This is a genomic window from Nocardia thailandica NBRC 100428 (genome assembly GCF_000308795.1).
In the GTDB taxonomy this organism is placed as follows: Bacteria; Actinomycetota; Actinomycetes; order Mycobacteriales; family Mycobacteriaceae; genus Nocardia; species Nocardia thailandica.
In genome coordinates this window covers 49,648-68,771 of record NZ_BAGK01000091.1, presented here as the reverse complement: position 1 = coordinate 68,771, position 19,124 = coordinate 49,648, and the positions used below count along the sequence as shown (strand labels likewise).

The following is a 19,124-nucleotide window of genomic DNA, read 5'->3' as shown; positions in this document are numbered from 1 at the left end:
GTGATGCTGATGAGCTCGGCGGCGGAGAAGCTCGGCCTGGCCGAGGCGGACCCGCAGTCGGCGGCGACGGTCGACCTGGACGAGGCGCGCCGGGTGATCACCGCCCTGGCGGGCCTGGTGACCTCGTCGGTGGAGTACCTCGGCCCGCACGCGGGGCCGATGCGCGAGGGCCTGCAGGCCCTGCAGCGGGCGTTCCGCGAGGCCTCCTCGGTGCCCGACGCGCCGGGCGCGGGCCCGGGCGAGAAGTACACCGGCCCGGTGTACTGACCCGGGAGACGGGCGAACACACGAACGGTCCGCCGGCTCGTAGCCGGCGGACCGTTCCGCGTCATCCGGAGTGGGTCACCCGATGACGAAAAGTCTGGCGATCAGACCGCGGGCGGGGTGCCCGGGGTGACCGAGATGGCCGAGCCCGAGGTCAGCGCCTGGGCGAGAGCGGTGAAGATGCTGGCCAGGCCGGCGCTTCCGGTTTCCATGATCAGGTGTTCCTTTCGATTCCGGCCGGGACTCAGGCGGTGGGCTTGGTCGGGGTGTAGGCCAGCGAGGACCCGCCGCTGAGGAAAGTCAGAATCTGGGTGATGAGGGCCTGGGTGGCTTCATCCATGGGGCCGTTCCTTTCGAGCTGCACCGGCCCGTACGCCTCGCGCACTGGGAGGGCGACACCACCCGGGGCCGGTTCGACAAACCGTTACCGTCCGGTGTTCCGGACACGGTGCGACGAATGCTACACAGCCGTGTTTCACTTCGCCCACTTTTGCCGAACTCGGCTCCCGGATGATTCCCCTCAGCGCAGCGCGGCCGCCTTGCGGGCCAATCGCTTGGCCGCCGCCGACTCCGCGGGCGCCTTCTTCGCCGCGGCCTTCTTCGCCGCCGCCTTCTTCGCGGGCGCGGGCGCGGCGAGGACCTCCTTGAGGAACTGCCCGGTGTAACTGCCCGCCACCTCGGCCACGTCCTCCGGGGTGCCCTGGGCGACGACAGTACCGCCTCCCGACCCACCTTCGGGGCCCATATCGATGACCCAGTCCGAGGTCTTGATGACATCGAGGTTGTGCTCGATGACGATGACGGTGTTGCCCTTGTCGACGAGCCCGTTGATCACCTTGAGCAGCTTGCGGATGTCCTCGAAGTGCAGACCGGTGGTCGGCTCGTCGAGGATGTAGACCGTGCGGCCGGTGGACCGCTTCTGCAGCTCGGCCGCCAGCTTCACGCGCTGCGCCTCGCCGCCCGACAGCGTCGGGGCGCTCTGGCCGAGGCGCACGTACCCGAGACCGACCTCGACCAGCGTCTTCAGGTACCGGTGGATGGAGGTGACCGGCTCGAAGAACTCCGCGGCCTCCTCGATCGGCATGTCGAGGACCTCGGCGATGGTCTTGCCCTTGTAGTGCACCTCGAGGGTCTCGCGGTTGTAGCGGGCACCGTGGCAGACCTCGCACGGCACGTAGACGTCGGGCAGGAAGTTCATCTCGATCTTGAGCGTGCCGTCGCCCGAGCACGCCTCGCAGCGGCCGCCCTTGACGTTGAACGAGAACCGGCCCGGCTGGTACCCGCGCACCTTCGCCTCGGTGGTCGAGGCGAACAGCGTGCGGATCTTGTCGAAGACGCCGGTATAGGTCGCCGGGTTCGAGCGCGGGGTGCGGCCGATGGGCGACTGGTCGACCTGCACCAGTTTGTCGAGCTGGTCGAGGCCGTTGATCCGGGTGTGCCGCCCCGGCACCTGGCGCGCGCCGTTGAGCTTGTTGGCGAGCACGGTGGCCAGGATGTCGTTGACCAGCGTCGACTTGCCCGAACCGGAGACGCCGGTGACGGCGGTGAGCACCCCGAGCGGGAACGCCACGTCGATCCCGGTCAGGTTGTGCTCGGTCGCGCCGACCACGGTGAGGCGGCGCTTGCGGTCGGCCGGGCGCCGCACCAGCGGCACCTCGATCTGCGCACGACCGGAAAGATAAGCGCCGGTGAGGGATTCGGGGTCGTTGAGCAGTTCGGCGTACGGGCCGGAGTGCACGACGCGGCCGCCGTGCTCGCCGGCCAGCGGCCCGATGTCGACCACCCAGTCCGAGGCGCGGATGGTGTCCTCGTCGTGTTCGACCACGATGAGGGTGTTGCCCAGGTTCTTCAGCCGCAGCAGCGTCTCGATGAGGCGGCGGTTGTCGCGCTGGTGCAGGCCGATCGACGGCTCGTCCAGGACGTAGAGCACCCCGACCAGGCCCGAGCCGATCTGGGTGGCCAGACGGATGCGCTGGGCCTCGCCGCCGGACAGCGTGGCCGCCGCGCGCGAGAGGGTCAGGTACTCCAGGCCCACGTCGAGCAGGAACCCGAGGCGCGCCTGGATCTCCTTGAGCACCTGGCCGGCGATGGCGGCCTCGCGCTCCCCCAGCGTCAGCGAGTTCAGGAACGTCGCGCAGTCGCCGATGGACAGGTCGCTGACGTCGGCGATGGACTTGTGCCCGCCGTCGGCGGCCAGGGTGACCGCGAGGATCTCCGGGCGCAGCCGGGCGCCGTGGCAGACCGGGCACGGGACGTCGCGCATGTAGCCGTCGTAGTGCTCCTTCATCTGCTCGGACTCGGTGTTCTCCATGCGCCGCTGCAGGAAGGGCATGACGCCTTCGAAGTCGGCGTAGTAGGAGCGCTTGCGGCCGTACCGATTGGTGTAGGAGACGTGGACCTGGTCGGAGCTGCCCTCCAGGACCGCCTTGCGCGCCCGGGCCGGGAGGTCGCGCCACGGGGTGTCCATGGAGAACCCGATGGCCTCGGCCAGGCCGGACAGCAGCCGGTTGAAGTACTCGGCGGTCTGGCCGCGCGACCACGGGGCGATCGCGCCCTCGGCCAGGCTCAGCTCCGGATCGGGCACGACCAGCTCGGGGTCGACCTCCTTGCGGATGCCGAGGCCGGTGCAGTCCGGGCAGGCGCCGTAGGGCGAGTTGAAGGAGAACGAACGGGGCTCGAGGTCCTCGATGTCGAGCGGGTGGCCGTTCGGGCAGGCCAGGCGCTCGGAGAAGCGGCGTTCGCGGTCGTGGGCGTGCTCGTCGCGGTCGACGAAGTCCAGCACGACGATGCCGTCGGCCAGGCGCAGCGCGGTCTCGATGGAGTCGGTCAGGCGCTGCTTGGAGGCGGGCTTGACGGCGAGGCGGTCGATGACCACCTCCACGTCGTGCTTCTCCTGCTTCTTCAGCTTGGGCGGCTCCGCGAGCGGATACACCACGCCGTCGACCCGCACGCGCGAGTAGCCCTGGGTCTTGAGCTGGTCGAACAGGTCGACGAACTCACCCTTGCGGGTGCGCACCACCGGGGCGAGGACCTGGAACTTCAGGCCCTCGTCCATCGCGAGGACCTGGTCGACGATCTGCTGCGGGGTCTGCTTGGCGATGAGTTCGCCGCAGACGGGGCAGTGTGGGGTGCCCGCGCGGGCGTAGAGCAGGCGCAGGTAGTCGTAGACCTCGGTGATGGTGCCGACGGTCGAGCGCGGGTTGCGGTTGGTCGACTTCTGGTCGATGGAGACCGCGGGCGAGAGACCCTCGATGAAGTCGACGTCGGGCTTGTCCATCTGGCCGAGGAACTGCCGGGCGTACGCCGACAGCGACTCGACGTAGCGGCGCTGGCCCTCCGCGAAGATCGTGTCGAAGGCCAGGCTGGACTTGCCCGACCCCGACAGACCCGTGAAGACGATGAGGCTGTCGCGGGGCAGGTCCAGGTCCACTCCCTTCAGGTTGTGTTCCCGGGCACCGCGCACAGTGAGGCGTTCCGCCACCAGGTCAATCCCTTCTCTCACCACAGTTCGACACACTTCTCGACACACATCTCGACACACTTCGACACAGCACTGGCAGGCGCCGCTGATCGGGCCTATTCCCCCAGTCAGCCATGCTAGGCCGCCCCACCGACAAGTTCGGCGCGGCGAACGCGGGGCAGCCGGAGTCAGGGGGCCCTGACCAGGAAGGAGGCCGGAGACGGTCACACCGGGGCGCGGGTCGGATTATGTTGGGCTACAAAGCTGCACAGTCGGTGAGGAGGGGCGCGTGCTCGAGGTATTTCTGGTGGACGACCACGAGATCGTGCGCCGCGGTCTGATCGACCTGCTCGAAAGTGATCCCGAACTCACCGTCGTCGGCCAAGCGGGCGGCGCGACCGAGGCCATGACGCTGATCCGGGCCGCGCGTCCGGACGTGGCGGTGCTCGACGTCCGGCTGCCCGACGGCAACGGCATCGAACTGTGCCGCAACCTGCTCGCGGAGTTCGACGACCTGCGCTGCCTGATCCTGACCTCGTTCTCCGACGAGCACGCCATGCTGGACGCGATCCTGGCCGGGGCGAGCGGCTACGTGGTCAAGAACATCGACGGCATGAAACTCGCCGACGCGGTCAAGCAGGTCGGCGCGGGGCACTCGCTGCTCGACACCAGGGCGGCCGACGCCCTGCGCGCGCGGCTGCGCCGCAGCACCGGCCCGACCGGAGCGCTGGCCGATCTGACCGAGCAGGAACGCAAACTCCTGGAATTGCTCGGCGAGGGCCTCACCAATCGACAGATCGCCGCGCGGATGTTTCTCGCGGAGAAAACCGTGAAGAATTACGTGTCGCGACTATTGGCGAAACTCGGCGTCGAACGACGCACGCAGGCCGCCGTGCTGGCGACGAAATTACTCTGATCGGACGATTTCCACCGGGGCGGGAAAGCCCCCTACGCCCTCCCGCCCCGGCCCCCGTTCCCGCCGGCGCCGGGTGCCGCCCGTCCCCCGGCGCACCGCGCCGTCGCCCGGCGGGAGTTCGCGCGCGCACGGCGACGGGATGCCCCGGTCCGGGACATCCCGCTCGCGTGCGCCGCCGGGGCCGCGGCCCCGGCATCGTGGATCAGGTGGGGACGACGAGGGTCAGGTCGCCGTCGTAGCGGCGGTAGACCAGGTTGCCGCGCCCGGAATGGGTGTCGGTGTAGAAGAGGTAGGGCAGGCCCCCGCGGCACAGCCGGTCGGCCGCCTCGTCCTCGGCGAGCACCGGCGCCGCGTCCTGGACGACCCGCACCGGCATGGCGCTCGCGGTCAGCGGCGCATCGGCGGGGCCGACCGCGGCGGAGGTCAGCCGCTGCCGGGCCAGGTCGACACCGAACGGGTCGGCCCAGGTGACGATGGCGTCCTCGCCGGTCTCGGCGTCGGTGAACAGGTAGGCGTCGTAGTCCATCGCGTCGAGGACGGTGCTGGCCTCGATCGGGGTGCCGGTCATCAGGGCGCAGTCCTTGCGCCGGATGATCGGACGCGTCTCGGTGACCTGCGCCAGCGGGCGGCGGGCCGGGTCGGGCCAGGCGCCGCGCGACTCCTTGCCCGCCCGGCGGGCCAGCTGCCGGTCCAGCCGCTCGGCGGCGAAGGTGACCGCGAACCCGCCGGGTCCGGTGACCTGCACGCGGGTCAGGGTGTCGTTGGTGCGGATGTTGGCCTGGACCAGCGTCGGCTCGTCGGAGCGCAGCGGCGCGGTCACGCGCACCCGGGCCGGGCTGTCGAGGTGGTGGCGGCGCATGACGCGGGTGATGGCGCGCACGGCGCGGGTGACGTCCTGCGGTGGGACCTCGCCACGGGTGGTCACGGCGAGTTCCGGGTCAGCCGCAGTGGTCCACTGCTGGACGGTCGACAACGCATTCATCCCACTGCCCCAATCCTGTTCACTGTTTTCCCCGGTGACATATGCCACCATCGCGGCGGCGGACGGTGAAGGGCCGAAAGTCCCCACCTTGCGGACTAGACTCGGCGGTATCGGTTTTGCGTGACGCGGCAGAAGGACACCGGCGATGGCGAATGACGGTCACCCAGGCCGCTATTCGGTCGGCGACGGCACCGGTCAGGAGCGATTACGCGCCCTGCTGAGCGAGGTCGGCCAGCGGGTCGAGCTGATGATCGGCACCCGGGACCGGATGGACGGTCTCGTCGAGGCCATGTTGACCGTCACCGCCGGCCTCGACCTGGACGAGACGTTACGCGCGATCGTCCATTCGGCGACGAGCCTGGTGGACGCCCGCTACGGCGCGCTGGCGGTCGTCGGGCACGACAAGCAGGTCGCGCAGTTCATCGACGAGGGCATGCCCGACCGGGTCCGGGAGCGGATCGAACGGCTGCCCGCGGGCCACGGCGTACTGGGCGCGGTGTTCGCCGAACCGGGCCCGCTGCGGCTCGACGACCTGACCGAACATCCCGCGTCCGTCGGCTTTCCGGCGGGCCATCCGCCGATGCACACCTTCCTCGGGGTGCCGGTGCGGATCCGCGACGAGGTGTTCGGCAGCCTCTACCTCACCGAGAAGTCCGACGGGAGGCCGTTCACCGAGGAGGACGAGGTCCTGGTCCAGGCCCTCGCCGCCGCGGCGGGGATCGCGGTGGACAACGCCCGGCTCTACGAGTCGGCGCGGACCAGGCAGGCCTGGATCGAGGCCACCCGCGACATCGCCACCGAATTCCTCGCCGGCACCGAATCCGATCGCGTGCTGGGGCAGGTGGTCGATCACGCGCGGGCGCTGACCGGCTCGTTCCAGGCGTTCCTCGCCTCGGCGCCGGTCCCGGACGAGCCGCCCGCGCAGACCGCGGAACTGGTGGTCACCCAGTGGGCCGGCCCGGACGCGGGCTACGACTGGGCCACCATCCCGACCGAGGGCACCGAGGTCGGCGCGGCGTTCGGCAGGCGGACGCCGCGCCGGTTCGACGATGTCGGCCGGGTGGAACTGGGCCTGGACGTGCCCGGCGCGGGCCCCGCGCTGGTGCTGCCGCTGTCCACCCCCGACGCGACGCTCGGGGTGCTGGTCACCGTGCGGCCCGCCGGGTTCGCGCCCTACTCCGACGAGATGCTGGAGCTGACCGCCGCGTTCTGCGATCAGGCGGCGCTGGCGATGCGGCTGGCCGACGCCCAGCACCGGGTGCGCGAACTCGACCTGATCGCCGACCGCGACCGCATCGCCCGCGACCTGCACGACCACGTCATCCAGCGGCTGTTCGCGATCGGCCTCACCGTGCAGGCCATCCTGCCCAAGGCCGTGGTTCCCGAAGTGCGGCAACGGCTTTCGACGGTCAAGCTGGATCTGCAGGAGGTGGTCCAGGAGATCAGGACCTCCATCTTCGACCTGCATGCCAGCGCCACGGGCGCCGCCGGGCTCCAGCACCGGCTCGAGGAGGCGATCCGCAGGCAGACCGCCGACATCGCCCTGCGCGCCACCATCCAGGTCACCGGCCCGCTGTCGGTGCTGGGCGCCCAGCTCGCCGATCACGCCGAGGCGGTGGTGCGCGAGGCGGTCAGCAACGCGGTGCGGCACTCCGGCGCCGACATGGTCGCCATCGTCATCGAGGTCGCCGACGACCTCGTCATCGAGGTGACCGACAACGGCTGGGGCGTCCCCAACCACGTCATCCGCAGCGGCCTGCGGAACCTCGAGCAGCGGGCCCAGGAGTCCGACGGGCGGTTCGTGGTCGGGCCCGCCGAGCGCGGCGGCGCGGGCGCGCATCCCGAGCGGCCCGGCACCCGGCTGCGCTGGTCGGTGCCGCTACCGCAGGACGGCGCCGAGGTCACCGGGGAGTTCGAATTGGCGGCCGGACCGGTCGACGGCGACGCGGACTGAGCATCAGGCCGGGCCGAGCACCAGGGCGACGTTGGTGCCACCCATGCCCATGGAGAGCTTGAGCGTCGGCGCGCCGTCCTGGCCGACCGGCCCGTCGACCAGGCGGTCGTAGGCGGGGGCGACCGGGCGCGGCGCGGGCAGCACGCCGCGATCGTAGGCCAGTGCGGTGGTGGCGATCTCGACACCGGCGGCGGCGCCCTGGCAGTGACCGGTCAGCGGTTTGAGGGCGTAGACGGCGGGCCGGTCGGCGAAGACGCCGGACAGCAACGCGCGCTCGGCCCGGTCGCACTGGCGGGTGCCGGTGCCGTGGGCGTTGACCCAGCCGATCCCGCCGGGCTCGACCCCGGCGTCGGCCAGCGCCGCCTCGACGCAGGCGGTCAGATACCGGCCGGAGGGGTTCATCGACACGGCGTGGTAACCGTCGTTGTTCATCGAGCCGCCGAGCACCCGCGCGTAGGGCCGGTCGGCGGCTCCGCTGAGCAGCAGCGCCACCGACGCCTCGGCCATGGTGAACCCCCGCGTCCCGTGCTGGAAGGGGCGGCAGGCCGTCAGCGGGTCGGCGTCGGCCACCGCGACCCCGAGGGCGACGAACTGCGCCAGCATCTCCGGGGTCGCCGACAGGTCGGTCACCACGCACAGCACGTCGTCGACCAGGCCCGCGCGCTGCCACAGCAGCCCGGTCAGGAGGCCCGCGCCCGCCGAACTGCACGCGGCCGAGACGTTCACGGCGGGGCCGTGGAAGCCGTACTCCACGGCCAGGTCGGAGATCACCGTCGACGGCAGCAACGGCAGGTAGTCGCGGGAGCGGCGCAGCCCACCCCGCGCGTAGTCGCGCCAGTCGGCCACGTCGCCGAGGGTGATCGCGTGCACGATGCCGACCGTGCGGCCCACGCCGGACCAGCCGCGCGCGCTCGCGTCGGCCATCGCCTCGGCGGCCGCGGCGCGCACGGCGCGCCCGAACCGCGCGGCACTCCCGCCGCCCGCCGGATCCGGCGGGATCGGGCCGACCCAGGCGTACTCGTCCCGTCCCGGCCCGTATCCGGGGTGCCGCCGGGGCGCGGGGACCCCGCCGAGCAGACCGTCCCAGAGCGGCTCGCGACCCCACCCGTAGGCGGTGACCGCGCCCACTCCCACGATCGGCATAGAATCGGGACGGGCCACGCCACCGCGACTGACATCGCGCATCTCTCTTCGCTCCTCGTGGCATATGGGCTCGCGGGTCCCCAGAATAATCCTGTGCACCGGTGACCAGAATCGGGACGACGATCGGGGGTATCCATGGGAAAAGGCCGGACGGAGGCCGAACAGCTCGCCCAGCGGTACCGTTCGCTGGTCGAGCACACGCCCGACGCGCTGTGCGTGCACGAGGCGGGCAAGCTCGTGTACGTGAACCCCGCGATGGTGCGGCTGCTGTGCGCCCGCACCGCCGAGGACCTGATCGGGCTGTCGGTCACCACGTTCGTGCACCCCGATTCGATACCCGGCATGCTCGACCGCATCGCGGCGCTGCGGGAGGAGGGTGACGCGTCCGAGCCCGCGGAGATGACGCTCATCCGCGTCGACGGGCGCACGATCCCGGTGCGCACGGTGTCGGTGCTGACCGAATGGCAGGGGGAACTGGCCTACCAGGTGGTCGTGCACGACCTGACCGCCCAGCGCGCCGCCGAGGCCGCCGCCCGGCGCGCGGAGACCCATTTCACCGCGGTCGTCTCCCAGCTGGAGGAGGGGGTGATCGTCGTCGATCCGCGCGGTCGCGTCGAGTCGGTCAACCCGGCGGCCCGCCACATCCTCGACATCGACCCCGGCCTGCCGCTGGTCGGCACCCGGGCCGACCAGCTGCCGGTCACGCTGCTCGACCAGGACGGCGAGCCGCTGCCGCCGGACCGCCACCCGCTGGCGCGGACCCTGCTCACCGGCGAGGCCGTGAGCCGGTTCGTCTTCGGGGTGCAGTACCGCACCGGGCACCGGGCCTGGCTGGCGTGCAACTGCCGGCTGCTCAACCCCGAGTCACCGGAGTCCTCGGCGGTGTCCTCCTTCTCCGACGTCACCGAGTTCCGGGCCAGCAGGCGTCAGCTCGAATACCAGGCCACCCACGACTCGCTGACCGGGCTGGCCAACCGGTCGCTGATCCTGTCCCAGCTCTCGGCCGCCCTCGCCGCCGACGACAGCTGCCCGGTGACCACGGTCCTGTTCATCGACCTCGACGGGTTCAAGGCGATCAACGATTCGCTCGGGCACGCCATCGGCGACACCGTGCTGCAGATCGTGGCCCAGCGGCTGCAGCGGTCGCTGCGCGCCGAGGACGTGGTCGGGCGCCTCGGCGGCGACGAGTTCCTCGTCCTGCTCTCGGGTCATCCGCGCCGGGCGGACCTGCCCGCGCTGATCCGGCGGCTGCGCACCAGCATCGCCGAGCCGATCATCGCGCGCAGGCACCGGCTCGAGGTCAACGCCTCCATCGGGGTCACCGAGCTCGACAGCGACGAGCACCGCACCCCCGAGGCGGTGCTGCACGACGCCGACCTGGCCATGTACCGCGACAAGCCCGCGCGGCACCACGAGATCGGGCTCGGCCCCGTGCACCGCACCGACAGCTCGCAGGTCTCCTGACAGACTGACCGGGTGATTCTCGAACAGGCGCTGCTGCCCGTCCGCCCGGGCGCCGAATCGGACTTCGAAGCCGCCTTCGCGCGGGCCTACCCGATCATCGCGGGCATGCCCGGCTTCGGCGGGCTCTCGCTGACCCGCTGCGTCGAACGGCCGGGCACCTACCTGTTGCTGGTCCGCTGGGCCACCCTGGCCGACCACACCGAGGGCTTCCGCGGGTCGCCGGAGTACGCCCGCTGGCGGGCGCTGCTGCACCACTTCTACGACCCGTTCCCGGTGGTCGAGCACTTCGCGCCGGTGCTCGGCGACGAGGTGTTCGCGGCACCGTCCGTCGTGTCGGCGCCCGGCGCGCCGGACACGTAGACTGGACAGCTCTGTTCCGGCCCGCGCGTCGCTGTGCGCGGGCTCCTCGCGGTGACAAAGGAGTTCCGTCTTGCCCGATCGCCTCGCCGAGGATCGCACCGGCGATTCGCCCTCGCGCGCCCGCGAACTGGACTCCGAGCAGCAGTACCTCACGGTCCTCTACGAACGGCTCGACGCGATGCGCGCCTACGCCCGCCACCGCCTGGACACCGTGCTGCTCGAGACCGGCGGTACGCCGCAGGCGCGCAGCGAGCGCGAGTCGTTCACCCAGCTCTACTCCGGCGACATCGCCAAGTACGACGCCGCCGAGCACGGCCTGTGCTTCGGGCGCATCGACCTCACCGACGGCGAGCGGCGCTACATCGGCCGCCTCGGCATCCTCGACGAGGACGACGACTACGAGTCGCTGCTGCTGGACTGGCGCGCGCCGCTGGCCCGCCCGTTCTACCTGGCCACCACGGCCGCGCCCGACGGCGTGACGCGCCGCCGCCACATCCGCTCGCGCAACCGCGCGGTGACCGCGATCAACGACGAGTACCTCGACCTCGACGCGGCCCGCCGTGACGGGGCGGGCGCGTCCGACGGCGGCGTCGGCAGCGAGAGCGCCCTGCTCGCCGCGCTCAACGCGGCCCGCACCGGGCACATGAACGACATCGTCGAGACCATCCAGCACGAGCAGGACGCGATCATCCGCTCCGAGCACAAGAGCGTGCTGGTCGTGCAGGGCGGCCCGGGCACCGGCAAGACCGCCGTCGCCCTGCACCGCGCCGCCTACCTGCTCTACACCTACCGCCAGCAGCTGGCCAAGAGCGGCGTGCTGATCATCGGCCCCAACGCGACCTTCCTCGACTACATCGGTCAGGTGCTGCCCTCCCTCGGCGAGACCGGCGTGCTGCTGTCGACCATCGGCGACCTGTACCCCGGGGTGAAGGCCACCCGCGAGGACTCCTTGCGGGCCGGGGAGATCAAGGGTTCCCTCGACATCCTCGAGGTCCTCAAGCAGGCCGTGCGCGACCGGCAGGAGGTGCCCGCGGAACCGATCCGGCTGACCTTCGACGGCTACCCGGTCACCCTGGACCGCAAGATCGCCACCCGCGCGCGCGGGCGGGCCCGGTCCTCGCGGCGCCCGCACAACCTGGCGCGGCCGATCTTCGCGGCGTCGGTGGTCGACGCGCTGACCGACCAGCTCGCGGCCACCATGGGCGCGGACCTGTCCGGCGGCCCGAGCCTGTTGTCCTCGGCGGACCTGAGCGAGATCGGCGACGAGATGCGCGCCGACCCGGCCGTGCAGGCGGCCATCGCGCGGCTGTGGCCGATCCTGTCGCCGCAGGACGTGCTGGCCGATCTGCTCGCCGACCCGGCCCGGCTGGCCCGGGCGGGCAAGACGCTGTCGGAGGCCGACCACGCCGAACTGTTGCGCCCCGACAACGGCCAGTTCAGCGCCGCCGACGCCCCCCTGCTCGACGAACTCGCCGAGCTGCTCGGCGTGGACGACACCGAGGAGCGCGAGCGGGCCCGCCGCCGCTGGCGCGCCCAGCTGGCCGAGGCGCAGGACGCGCTCGACATCCTCACCGGTTCGGCGCCGCAGGACCTGGAGGACGAGCTCGACCCCGAGATCCTCATGGCCTACGACCTCATCGACGCCTCCCAGCTCGCCGAGCGCCAGGAGTTCCGGAACCGGCAGACCACGGCCGAACGGGCCGCGGGCGACCGCACCTGGACCTACGGGCACGTCATCGTCGACGAGGCGCAGGAGCTCTCGGAGATGGCCTGGCGGATGGTCATGCGCCGCATCCCCAACCGCTGGGTGACCGTGGTCGGCGACGTCGCCCAGACCGGCGACCCGGCGGGCACCTCCTCGTGGCAGCGGATGCTCGAACCGTATGTGGCGCGGCGCTGGAAACTCACCGAGCTGACGGTGAACTACCGCACCCCCGCCGAGATCATGGCCGTCGCCGCCGACGTGCTGGCCGCCATCGATCCCGGCGCCGCCGTCCCCCGGTCGGTCCGCGAGTCCGGGCATCCGCCGCGCGCGCACCGCACGACCCCCGAGCACCTGGTGGAGGTCCTGTCCGGGCTGCTCGACGCCGAGCGGGGTCCCGGCACGACCGCGGTGCTCGCCCCGGCCGCGCTGGCCCCGAAACTGGCCGACCTGGCCCGGGATTCGGTCCGGGTCCTGACCGTGCACGACGCCAAGGGCCTCGAGTTCGACGCGGTGTACCTGGTGGAGCCGCGCGCGATCCTCGACGAGTCGCCGCGTGGTCTCAACGACCTGTACGTGGCGCTGACCCGTGCCACCCAGCGCCTCGGCGTCGTCCACACCGAGGACCTGCCCGAGGTGCTCGGCGCGCTGAACTGAGGCCCGGCGAACGAGAGAAGCCGAGGAGGCCGCGGGGGCGGCATCCTCGGCTTCTCCGGCATTCGCGCCGGTACGGTCAGCGGACGGTGTGCACGATCAGCACGTCGGAGCGCGACTTGCGGGCCACGTCCGAGGGCACCGAGCCGAGCAGGCGGCCCGCCAGGGTGTTCAGGCCCCGGTTACCGACGACGAGCAGGTCCGCCTTCACCTCGCGGACCAGGTCGAGCAGCGAGTCGACCGGCTCGCCGACGATGGCGCGCTCGACGATGTTCTTCGCGCCCGCCGCGGTGGCCTTGGCCTTGGCGACGTTGAGGATCTCGGTGGTCGGCGCCGAGCCGCGGACCTGGTAGGCCTCGTCCTTGAGGACGTCGGCGGCGGCGGCGATGTCACGGTCGTCGGTCGGGTAGTAGGCGCAGGCCAGGACGAGGGTCGCGTCGGCGTCGGCGGCCAGGGCGGCCGCCTTCTCGACGGCGACGTACGACGAGTCCGAGCCATCGGTACCGACGACAATGGTCCGGTAGGCGGTCATCTCTCCTCCAACGGGGTCGTGCGCCGGCGGTGCCGCCCCGGGAATCGGGCGTCAGTGCGGCGATTGGCTCGACCCTAGCGCCAAAACAAGGGGAATCAGCATAATTCGCGCCACATCACACCCGGGGTGTCCGGCGCGGGCTTTCCGGTCCCGATTCCATAACCGGTTCTACCTGGGCGGACACTGCCGGACCTGCGGCGCGCTGTGACCTACCCCAAAGTAACCAACGGTGCTCCGGCCGTACGGCATTCGTCACATCCCGGCCGCGCGCCCGCCCGCTCCGCGCGCGTATTCGAGGGGCGGCACGCCGATCTCCGCGGCGAATTCCCGGCTGAAATGCGCCTGGTCGAAATAGCCGAGGTCGGCGGCCAGCCGGGCCAGATCGGTGACCTCGCCGCCCGCGAGCAGGTCGGCGCCGTCCTGGAGGCGGTAGCGGCGCAGCACCCACTTGGGGCCCGCGCCGATGTAGCGGCGGAACAGCCGCTGCAGGGTGCGCATGGGCACGTCGAACTCCTGCGCGACCTCGTCGACGCGGGTGAACCGCTGCGGTTCGGCCATCGCGGCCACGATCCGGCGGACCAGCAGATACTGCGGATCGTCGCCGCTCGCCCGGACCGCGAGCGCCGCCTCGACGACCGCGCGGCGGCCCTCGTCGTCGCCCACCGCGAGCACCCGCGCGCACAGGTCGTCGCCGAGGCCGGGCAGCACCCGCGCGAGCGGGGCCGAATCGTCGCGCAAGACAGCCACATCGATCCCGGTGAACGCGCCGAACCCGCCCGGCGCGAAGCGCAGGCCGAAGGTCTCCCCCTCCCCGGTCAGCTCCCGGACGTAGCGGTGGGTGCACACGCCGGTGACCCAGGCCCCGCTGCGCTGGGCGCTGCGTTCGAAGGTGATGTTCACGCACGGATGCGACAGCACCTGGGCGGCAAAGGGTTCGCGCTCGCGCAGGTCCCAGCGCACGCTCCAGTACCAGTCGGCGAACGGGGCGAGCGCGGGCCCGACCGGGATGCGGCGCAGGCCGGTGCGCGCGGCCTGCGCCCGCGGATAGAGGATCCCCTTCACCTCGGGACCGGGGCCGTTCACGCCGCGCCCGCCCGGTCCCCGCGCCCATCCGGCGCCGCTGTCGCGTTCTTACAAGACCGCGGGGCGGGTGGCCGGGCAGGCTGGGTGTCATGAGCGACGTATCCCCCATCCCCGAGAACTACCACTCCATCACCTGTTTCCTCGCGGTCCCCGATGGCAACGCGGCGATCGAGTTCTACCGCGCCGTCTTCGGGGCGACCGTCGTCTCCCGCAACGATCTGCCCGACGGGCAACCCGCGCACGCCGAACTGCGGATCGGCGATTCGACGCTGCAGCTGGGCATGCCGATGCCCACGAACGGGGTGCTCGCTCCCACCGGTGACTGGGTCCACACCAGCATCGTGCACTACTGCCCCGACGTGGACGCGGTGGTGGCCCGGGCCACGGCCAACGGCGCGCGGTCGGTGGAGGAACCGCAGACCTTCGTCACCGGCGACCGCTTCGGCGTGGTGATCGACCCGTTCGGCCATCGCTGGGCGGTCATGACCCGGGTCGAGGAGGTCTCCCCCGAGGAGGCGCACCGCCGCGTCGAGGAGTGGATGGCCACCCAGGGCTGAGCGGCTCACCGGCGGCGCGCGCCCGCCCGGAACCGGCTCGGCGCGACGCCGTAGGCGGCGGTGAACGCCTGGCGCAGCGTCTCGGCCGAGGCGAAGCCGCAGTCGGCGGCCACCCGCTCGAGCGCCAGGTCGCCGGTCTCGAGCAGGTGCGCCGCCGCCTCCAGCCGGACGGTGCGCACGTACCGGGCGGGCGAGGTGCCGAGGTGCTCGGCGAACAGCCGGGTCAGCTGGCGTTCGCCGACCCCGGCGACCGCGGCGAGCCCGGCGGTGCTGAGGCGTTCGGCGAAATGGGCGGCGACGTGGTCGGTGGCGGCGCGCAAGGCGTTGTGCCCCACCGGCTCCCGCCGCGTGAACATGCTCATCTGGGCCTGGTTGCCGGGCCGCTGCAGGTAGGTGACCAGCCCGCGCGCGGCGTCGCGGGCCAGCGCGGGCCCGTGATCCTCGGCCACGAAGTCGAGCATGAGGTCGATACCGCTGGTCACGCCCGCCGCGGTGGAGACGTGCTCGCCGCGGATGAACACCGGGCGCGGGTCGACGGCGACCCGCGGGTGTTCGGCGGCGAGGCGGTCGGCATAGATCCAGTGCGTGGTCGCCCGCTGACCGTCGAGCATGCCCGCGGCGGCCAGGATCCCCGCGCCGGTGCACACCGAGGCGACCCGGCGGCTGTCACGGCCGAGCCTGCGCACGTGGGCGAGCAGGCGCGGATCCGCCGCCGCCTCGGCGTGCCCGAGCCCGCCCGCGACGACGAGCGTGTCGAACGGGCCGCGCGCCCGCTCCAGCGCGCCCTGCCCCTCGAGGCGGAAACCGTTGTCGCAGGTGATGGTTCGCCCACCCCGGGTGAGCAGCTGGAACCGGTAGGGCGGATCGGCCCCGAACCGGTTCGCGGCGTCGAGGGGCCCGGTGATGCCCGCGATGTCGAGCATCTCCGCCCCGTCGTAGGCCACCACCGCGACCCTGCGTTCCATGGGCCGAGCGTATCGGCGCCCCAGCCGGGCGGACGAGTATCCCAGCGCAACGGACACGACCGTGACCGGAGCGTGTCCCCGGACCGGCCGGACCCGACGCTGGACGGATGAGCGACGAGATCTCCGGCGCGCGCGGTCCGTCGACCACGCGCGGACCCCTGACCGATGGCAGCGGCGAGCGCGCGTCCGGCACGACGCGGCGGGTGCCGTGGTCCGTCCGGCTGCTCGCGCGGTGGCCCGCCGCGCTCGGCGTCGGCCTGGTGCTGCTGATGGGCCCGCACGGGGACCCGGCCCTGGTGCCGGTGCTGGCCGAGTTGCTCGTCGTCCTCGCGCTGATCTACCTGTGCACGGCCGTGCTGGGGCGACCCGACCGCACCTGGGTGGTTCTCGCGGCCCTGTTCGCGCTCTTCGCGGCGGCGCGGATGCAGCCGTGGGTCCCGCCCGTGGCGCTCCTGCTGGGACTCGGCGCGGCGGTCACCGCGGCGGCGGCCGCGGCGGGCCGGCTCGACCGGGGCGTCGGGCCGCAGGTGGCCGCCACCGCCGGATTCGGCGCGCTCGCCGTCACGGCGCTGCTCGCCGGGCCCGGACCCGCCCGCCTGCTGGTCGCGGCGGGCTGGATCGGGCACGGGCTGTGGGACCTCGCGCACCATCGCGCGAACCGCACCGTCGCCCGGTCGTTCGCCGAGTTCTGCGCGGTGGCCGATCTCGGCGTCGGCCTCGGCGTGCTGGTGCTGCCGTGACCGCTCAGCTCAGCCCGGCCGCGTCCATGCCGCGCAGTTCCTTCTTCAGATCGGCGATCTCGTCGCGCAACCGGCCCGCCAGCTCGAACTGCAGCTCCCGGGCGGCGTTCATCATCTGGGCCGTGAGCTCCTTGACCAGGTCGGCCAGTTCGGCCCTCGGCATGGACTTCACGTCGCGGTCGACCACCACGCCGGCGCTCACCGCACGGCCCGGCTCGCCCTGGGCGCGGCGGCCGCGGCTGGCGTTGCGGCCCGATCCGCCGACGGCCACCTCGTCCTCGGCCTCCTGGTAGACCTGGTCGAGGATGTCGGCGATCTTCTTGCGCAGCGGCTGCGGGTCGATCCCGTTGGCCTCGTTGTAGGCGATCTGCTTGGCCCGGCGGCGGTCGGTCTCCTCGATCGCGTGCCGCATGGAGTCGGTGACCTTGTCCGCGTACATGTGCACCTCGCCGGAGACGTTGCGCGCCGCGCGGCCGATGGTCTGGATGAGGCTGGTGCTCGACCGCAGGAAGCCCTCCTTGTCCGCGTCGAGGATGGCGACCAGCGACACCTCGGGCAGGTCGAGACCCTCGCGCAGCAGGTTGATGCCGACCAGCACGTCGTACTCGCCCAGCCGCAGCTGGCGCAGCAGCTCGACCCGGCGCAGGGTGTCGATCTCGGAGTGCAGGTAGCGCACCCGGACCCCGAGCCCGAGCAGATAGTCGGTGAGGTCCTCGGCCATCTTCTTGGTGAGGGTGGTCACCAGGACGCGCTCGTCGCGCTCGGTGCGCACCCGGATCTCGTGCACGAGGTCGTCGATCTGGCCCTTGGTCGGTTTCACGACGACCTGCGGGTCGACCAGGCCGGTCGGGCGGATGACCTGCTCGACCACCTCACCGCCGGTCTGCCCGAGCTCGTACGGGCCGGGCGTGGCCGACAGGTAGACCGCCTGCCCGATCCGGTCGGCGAACTCCTCCCAGGTCAGCGGGCGGTTGTCCACCGCCGACGGCAGCCGGAACCCGTACTCGACCAGGTTGCGCTTGCGCGACATGTCGCCTTCGTACATGCCGCCGATCTGCGGCACCGTCACGTGCGACTCGTCGATGACGAGCAGGAAGTCGTCGGGGAAGTAGTCGAGCAGGGTGGCGGGTGCGGAGCCCGCCGGGCGCCCGTCGATGTGGCGCGAGTAGTTCTCGATGCCCGAGCAGAAGCCGACCTGTTTGATCATCTCCAGGTCGTACTCGGTGCGCATGCGCAGCCGCTGTGCCTCGAGCAGCTTGCCCTGCTTCTCCAGGTCGGCCAGGCGCTCGGCGAGTTCGGCCTCGATGTCGGTGACCGCGCGGGCCATCCGGTCGGGGCCCGCCACGTAGTGGGTGGCGGGGAAGATGCGCAGCGCGTCGACCTTGCGGACCACGTCGCCGGTGAGCGGGTGCAGGTAGTACAGCGCCTCGACCTCGTCGCCGAAGAACTCGATGCGGACGGCGAGCTCCTCGTAGGAGGGGATGATCTCCACGGTGTCGCCGCGCACCCGGAAGGTGCCGCGGGTGAAGGCCATGTCGTTGCGGGTGTACTGCACGTCGACCAGCAGCCGCAGCAGGGCGTCGCGGTCGATCTCCTGGCCGACCTCGAGCTGCACGGAACGGTCCAGGTAGGACTGCGGGGTGCCGAGGCCGTAGATGCACGACACCGAGGCGACCACGACCACGTCGCGGCGCGAGAGCAGGCTCGAGGTCGCCGAGTGCCGCAGCCGTTCGACGTCGTCGTTGATCGAGCTGTCCTTCTCGATGTAGGTGTCGGTCTGGGCGATGTAGGCCTCGGGCTGGTAGTAGTCGTAGTACGAGACGAAGTACTCGACCGCGTTGTGCGGGAGCATCTCGCGCAGCTCGTTGGCCAGCTGGGCGGCCAAGGTCTTGTTCGGCGCCATCACCAGCGTGGGCCGCTGCAGCCGCTCGATCAGCCACGCCGTGGTGGCCGACTTGCCGGTGCCGGTGGCGCCGAGCAGCACCACGTCCTTCTCCCCCGCGGTGATGCGCCGCTCCAGCTCGGCGATGGCCGCGGGCTGGTCACCGGCCGGATTGTGCTCGCTGACCACCTCGAACCGGCCACCGGTGCGCTCGATCGCGCCGACGGGGCGATGCTCGGAGTGGGCCAGGGGCGTACTCCCCCGCTCCTCGTAGCCCTCGGTGGGGACCTCGGTTGCGAATGCCATGACACCAGCCTAGGCGCGCCCACCGACAAATCCGCCCGGCCGAGACCCCGGCCACGACGGCGGGCTGCGGCCACCGGGGCGCCCGGTCGCGCCGCGCTGTCGGGGTTCGTCCGGAATGTCTGGTGTGGCAACGAAATTCACGCGCGCGGCCGGTGCACGT

General features: G+C 71.9%; 15 protein-coding genes. 8 read left to right on the top strand and 7 right to left on the bottom strand.

Annotated elements, in window-relative coordinates:
* Positions 1 to 267: DUF1844 domain-containing protein (locus ON36_RS09465; RefSeq protein ID WP_043650479.1), on the top strand; the 267-nt coding region annotated here is incomplete at its 5' end.
* Positions 268 to 784: 517 nt separating this feature from the next.
* Here the strand turns inward: ON36_RS09465 and uvrA are convergent.
* Complete coding sequence (gene uvrA / locus ON36_RS09460) at positions 785 to 3,745, bottom strand: excinuclease ABC subunit UvrA (protein WP_043650476.1); 2,961 nt, start codon at positions 3,743 to 3,745, stop codon at positions 785 to 787.
* A gap of 268 nt (positions 3,746 to 4,013) precedes the next feature.
* Here uvrA and ON36_RS09455 point away from each other — a divergent pair, with 268 nt between their 5' ends.
* Positions 4,014 to 4,640 carry a response regulator transcription factor gene (locus ON36_RS09455; protein ID WP_043650473.1) on the top strand — a complete coding sequence of 209 codons (627 nt, stop codon included), beginning with the start codon at positions 4,014 to 4,016 and terminating at the stop codon, positions 4,638 to 4,640.
* Positions 4,641 to 4,842: 202 nt separating this feature from the next.
* Here ON36_RS09455 and ON36_RS09450 read toward each other — a convergent pair whose 3' ends face one another.
* Positions 4,843 to 5,622: a sigma 54 modulation/S30EA ribosomal C-terminal domain-containing protein gene (locus tag ON36_RS09450; RefSeq protein ID WP_043650470.1), complete on the bottom strand. Its 780-nt coding sequence runs from the start codon at positions 5,620 to 5,622 to the stop codon at positions 4,843 to 4,845.
* A 145-nt stretch (positions 5,623 to 5,767) separates the two neighbouring features.
* Here ON36_RS09450 and ON36_RS09445 point away from each other — a divergent pair, with 145 nt between their 5' ends.
* The gene (locus ON36_RS09445) at positions 5,768 to 7,576 is read left to right on the top strand and encodes a sensor histidine kinase (protein WP_043650468.1); all 1,809 of its coding nucleotides are present in this window, start codon (positions 5,768 to 5,770) and stop codon (positions 7,574 to 7,576) included.
* A 3-nt stretch (positions 7,577 to 7,579) separates the two neighbouring features.
* On the opposite strand, the gene ON36_RS09440 is transcribed toward ON36_RS09445, so the two are convergent.
* Positions 7,580 to 8,761: a beta-ketoacyl synthase N-terminal-like domain-containing protein gene (locus ON36_RS09440; protein ID WP_245558020.1), complete on the bottom strand. Its 1,182-nt coding sequence runs from the start codon at positions 8,759 to 8,761 to the stop codon at positions 7,580 to 7,582.
* A 93-nt stretch (positions 8,762 to 8,854) separates the two neighbouring features.
* On the opposite strand from ON36_RS09440, the gene ON36_RS09435 reads away from it, so the two are divergent.
* From ON36_RS09435 to ON36_RS09425, 3 genes are all read left to right on the top strand, one after another.
* A complete protein-coding gene (locus ON36_RS09435) occupies positions 8,855 to 10,183 on the top strand; it encodes a diguanylate cyclase domain-containing protein (RefSeq protein WP_043650464.1) in 1,329 nt (442 codons plus the stop codon).
* 12 nt (positions 10,184 to 10,195) lie between these two features.
* A complete protein-coding gene (locus ON36_RS09430) occupies positions 10,196 to 10,543 on the top strand; it encodes an antibiotic biosynthesis monooxygenase family protein (protein ID WP_043650462.1) in 348 nt (115 codons plus the stop codon).
* Between the two features lie 70 nt (positions 10,544 to 10,613).
* The gene (locus tag ON36_RS09425; RefSeq protein WP_043650459.1) at positions 10,614 to 12,902 is read left to right on the top strand and encodes a HelD family protein; all 2,289 of its coding nucleotides are present in this window, start codon (positions 10,614 to 10,616) and stop codon (positions 12,900 to 12,902) included.
* Between the two features lie 76 nt (positions 12,903 to 12,978).
* Here ON36_RS09425 and ON36_RS09420 read toward each other — a convergent pair whose 3' ends face one another.
* Complete coding sequence (locus ON36_RS09420) at positions 12,979 to 13,431, bottom strand: universal stress protein (protein WP_043650454.1); 453 nt, start codon at positions 13,429 to 13,431, stop codon at positions 12,979 to 12,981.
* A gap of 252 nt (positions 13,432 to 13,683) precedes the next feature.
* The gene (locus ON36_RS09415; RefSeq protein WP_043650452.1) at positions 13,684 to 14,514 is read right to left on the bottom strand and encodes a helix-turn-helix domain-containing protein; all 831 of its coding nucleotides are present in this window, start codon (positions 14,512 to 14,514) and stop codon (positions 13,684 to 13,686) included.
* An 89-nt stretch (positions 14,515 to 14,603) separates the two neighbouring features.
* On the opposite strand from ON36_RS09415, the gene ON36_RS09410 reads away from it, so the two are divergent.
* On the top strand, positions 14,604 to 15,071 hold the full coding sequence (locus ON36_RS09410) for a VOC family protein (RefSeq protein WP_043650450.1): 468 nt from the start codon (positions 14,604 to 14,606) through the stop codon (positions 15,069 to 15,071).
* A gap of 5 nt (positions 15,072 to 15,076) precedes the next feature.
* Here the strand turns inward: ON36_RS09410 and ON36_RS09405 are convergent, their stop codons facing one another.
* Complete coding sequence (locus ON36_RS09405) at positions 15,077 to 16,036, bottom strand: GlxA family transcriptional regulator (protein ID WP_043650448.1); 960 nt, start codon at positions 16,034 to 16,036, stop codon at positions 15,077 to 15,079.
* A gap of 107 nt (positions 16,037 to 16,143) precedes the next feature.
* Between ON36_RS09405 and ON36_RS09400 the strand changes: the two genes are divergently transcribed.
* The gene (locus ON36_RS09400; protein WP_052313805.1) at positions 16,144 to 16,776 is read left to right on the top strand and encodes a hypothetical protein; all 633 of its coding nucleotides are present in this window, start codon (positions 16,144 to 16,146) and stop codon (positions 16,774 to 16,776) included.
* Between the two features lie 4 nt (positions 16,777 to 16,780).
* On the opposite strand, the gene uvrB is transcribed toward ON36_RS09400, so the two are convergent.
* Positions 16,781 to 18,964: an excinuclease ABC subunit UvrB gene (gene uvrB / locus ON36_RS09395; RefSeq protein ID WP_043650446.1), complete on the bottom strand. Its 2,184-nt coding sequence runs from the start codon at positions 18,962 to 18,964 to the stop codon at positions 16,781 to 16,783.
* Positions 18,965 to 19,124: the final 160 nt, after the last annotated feature.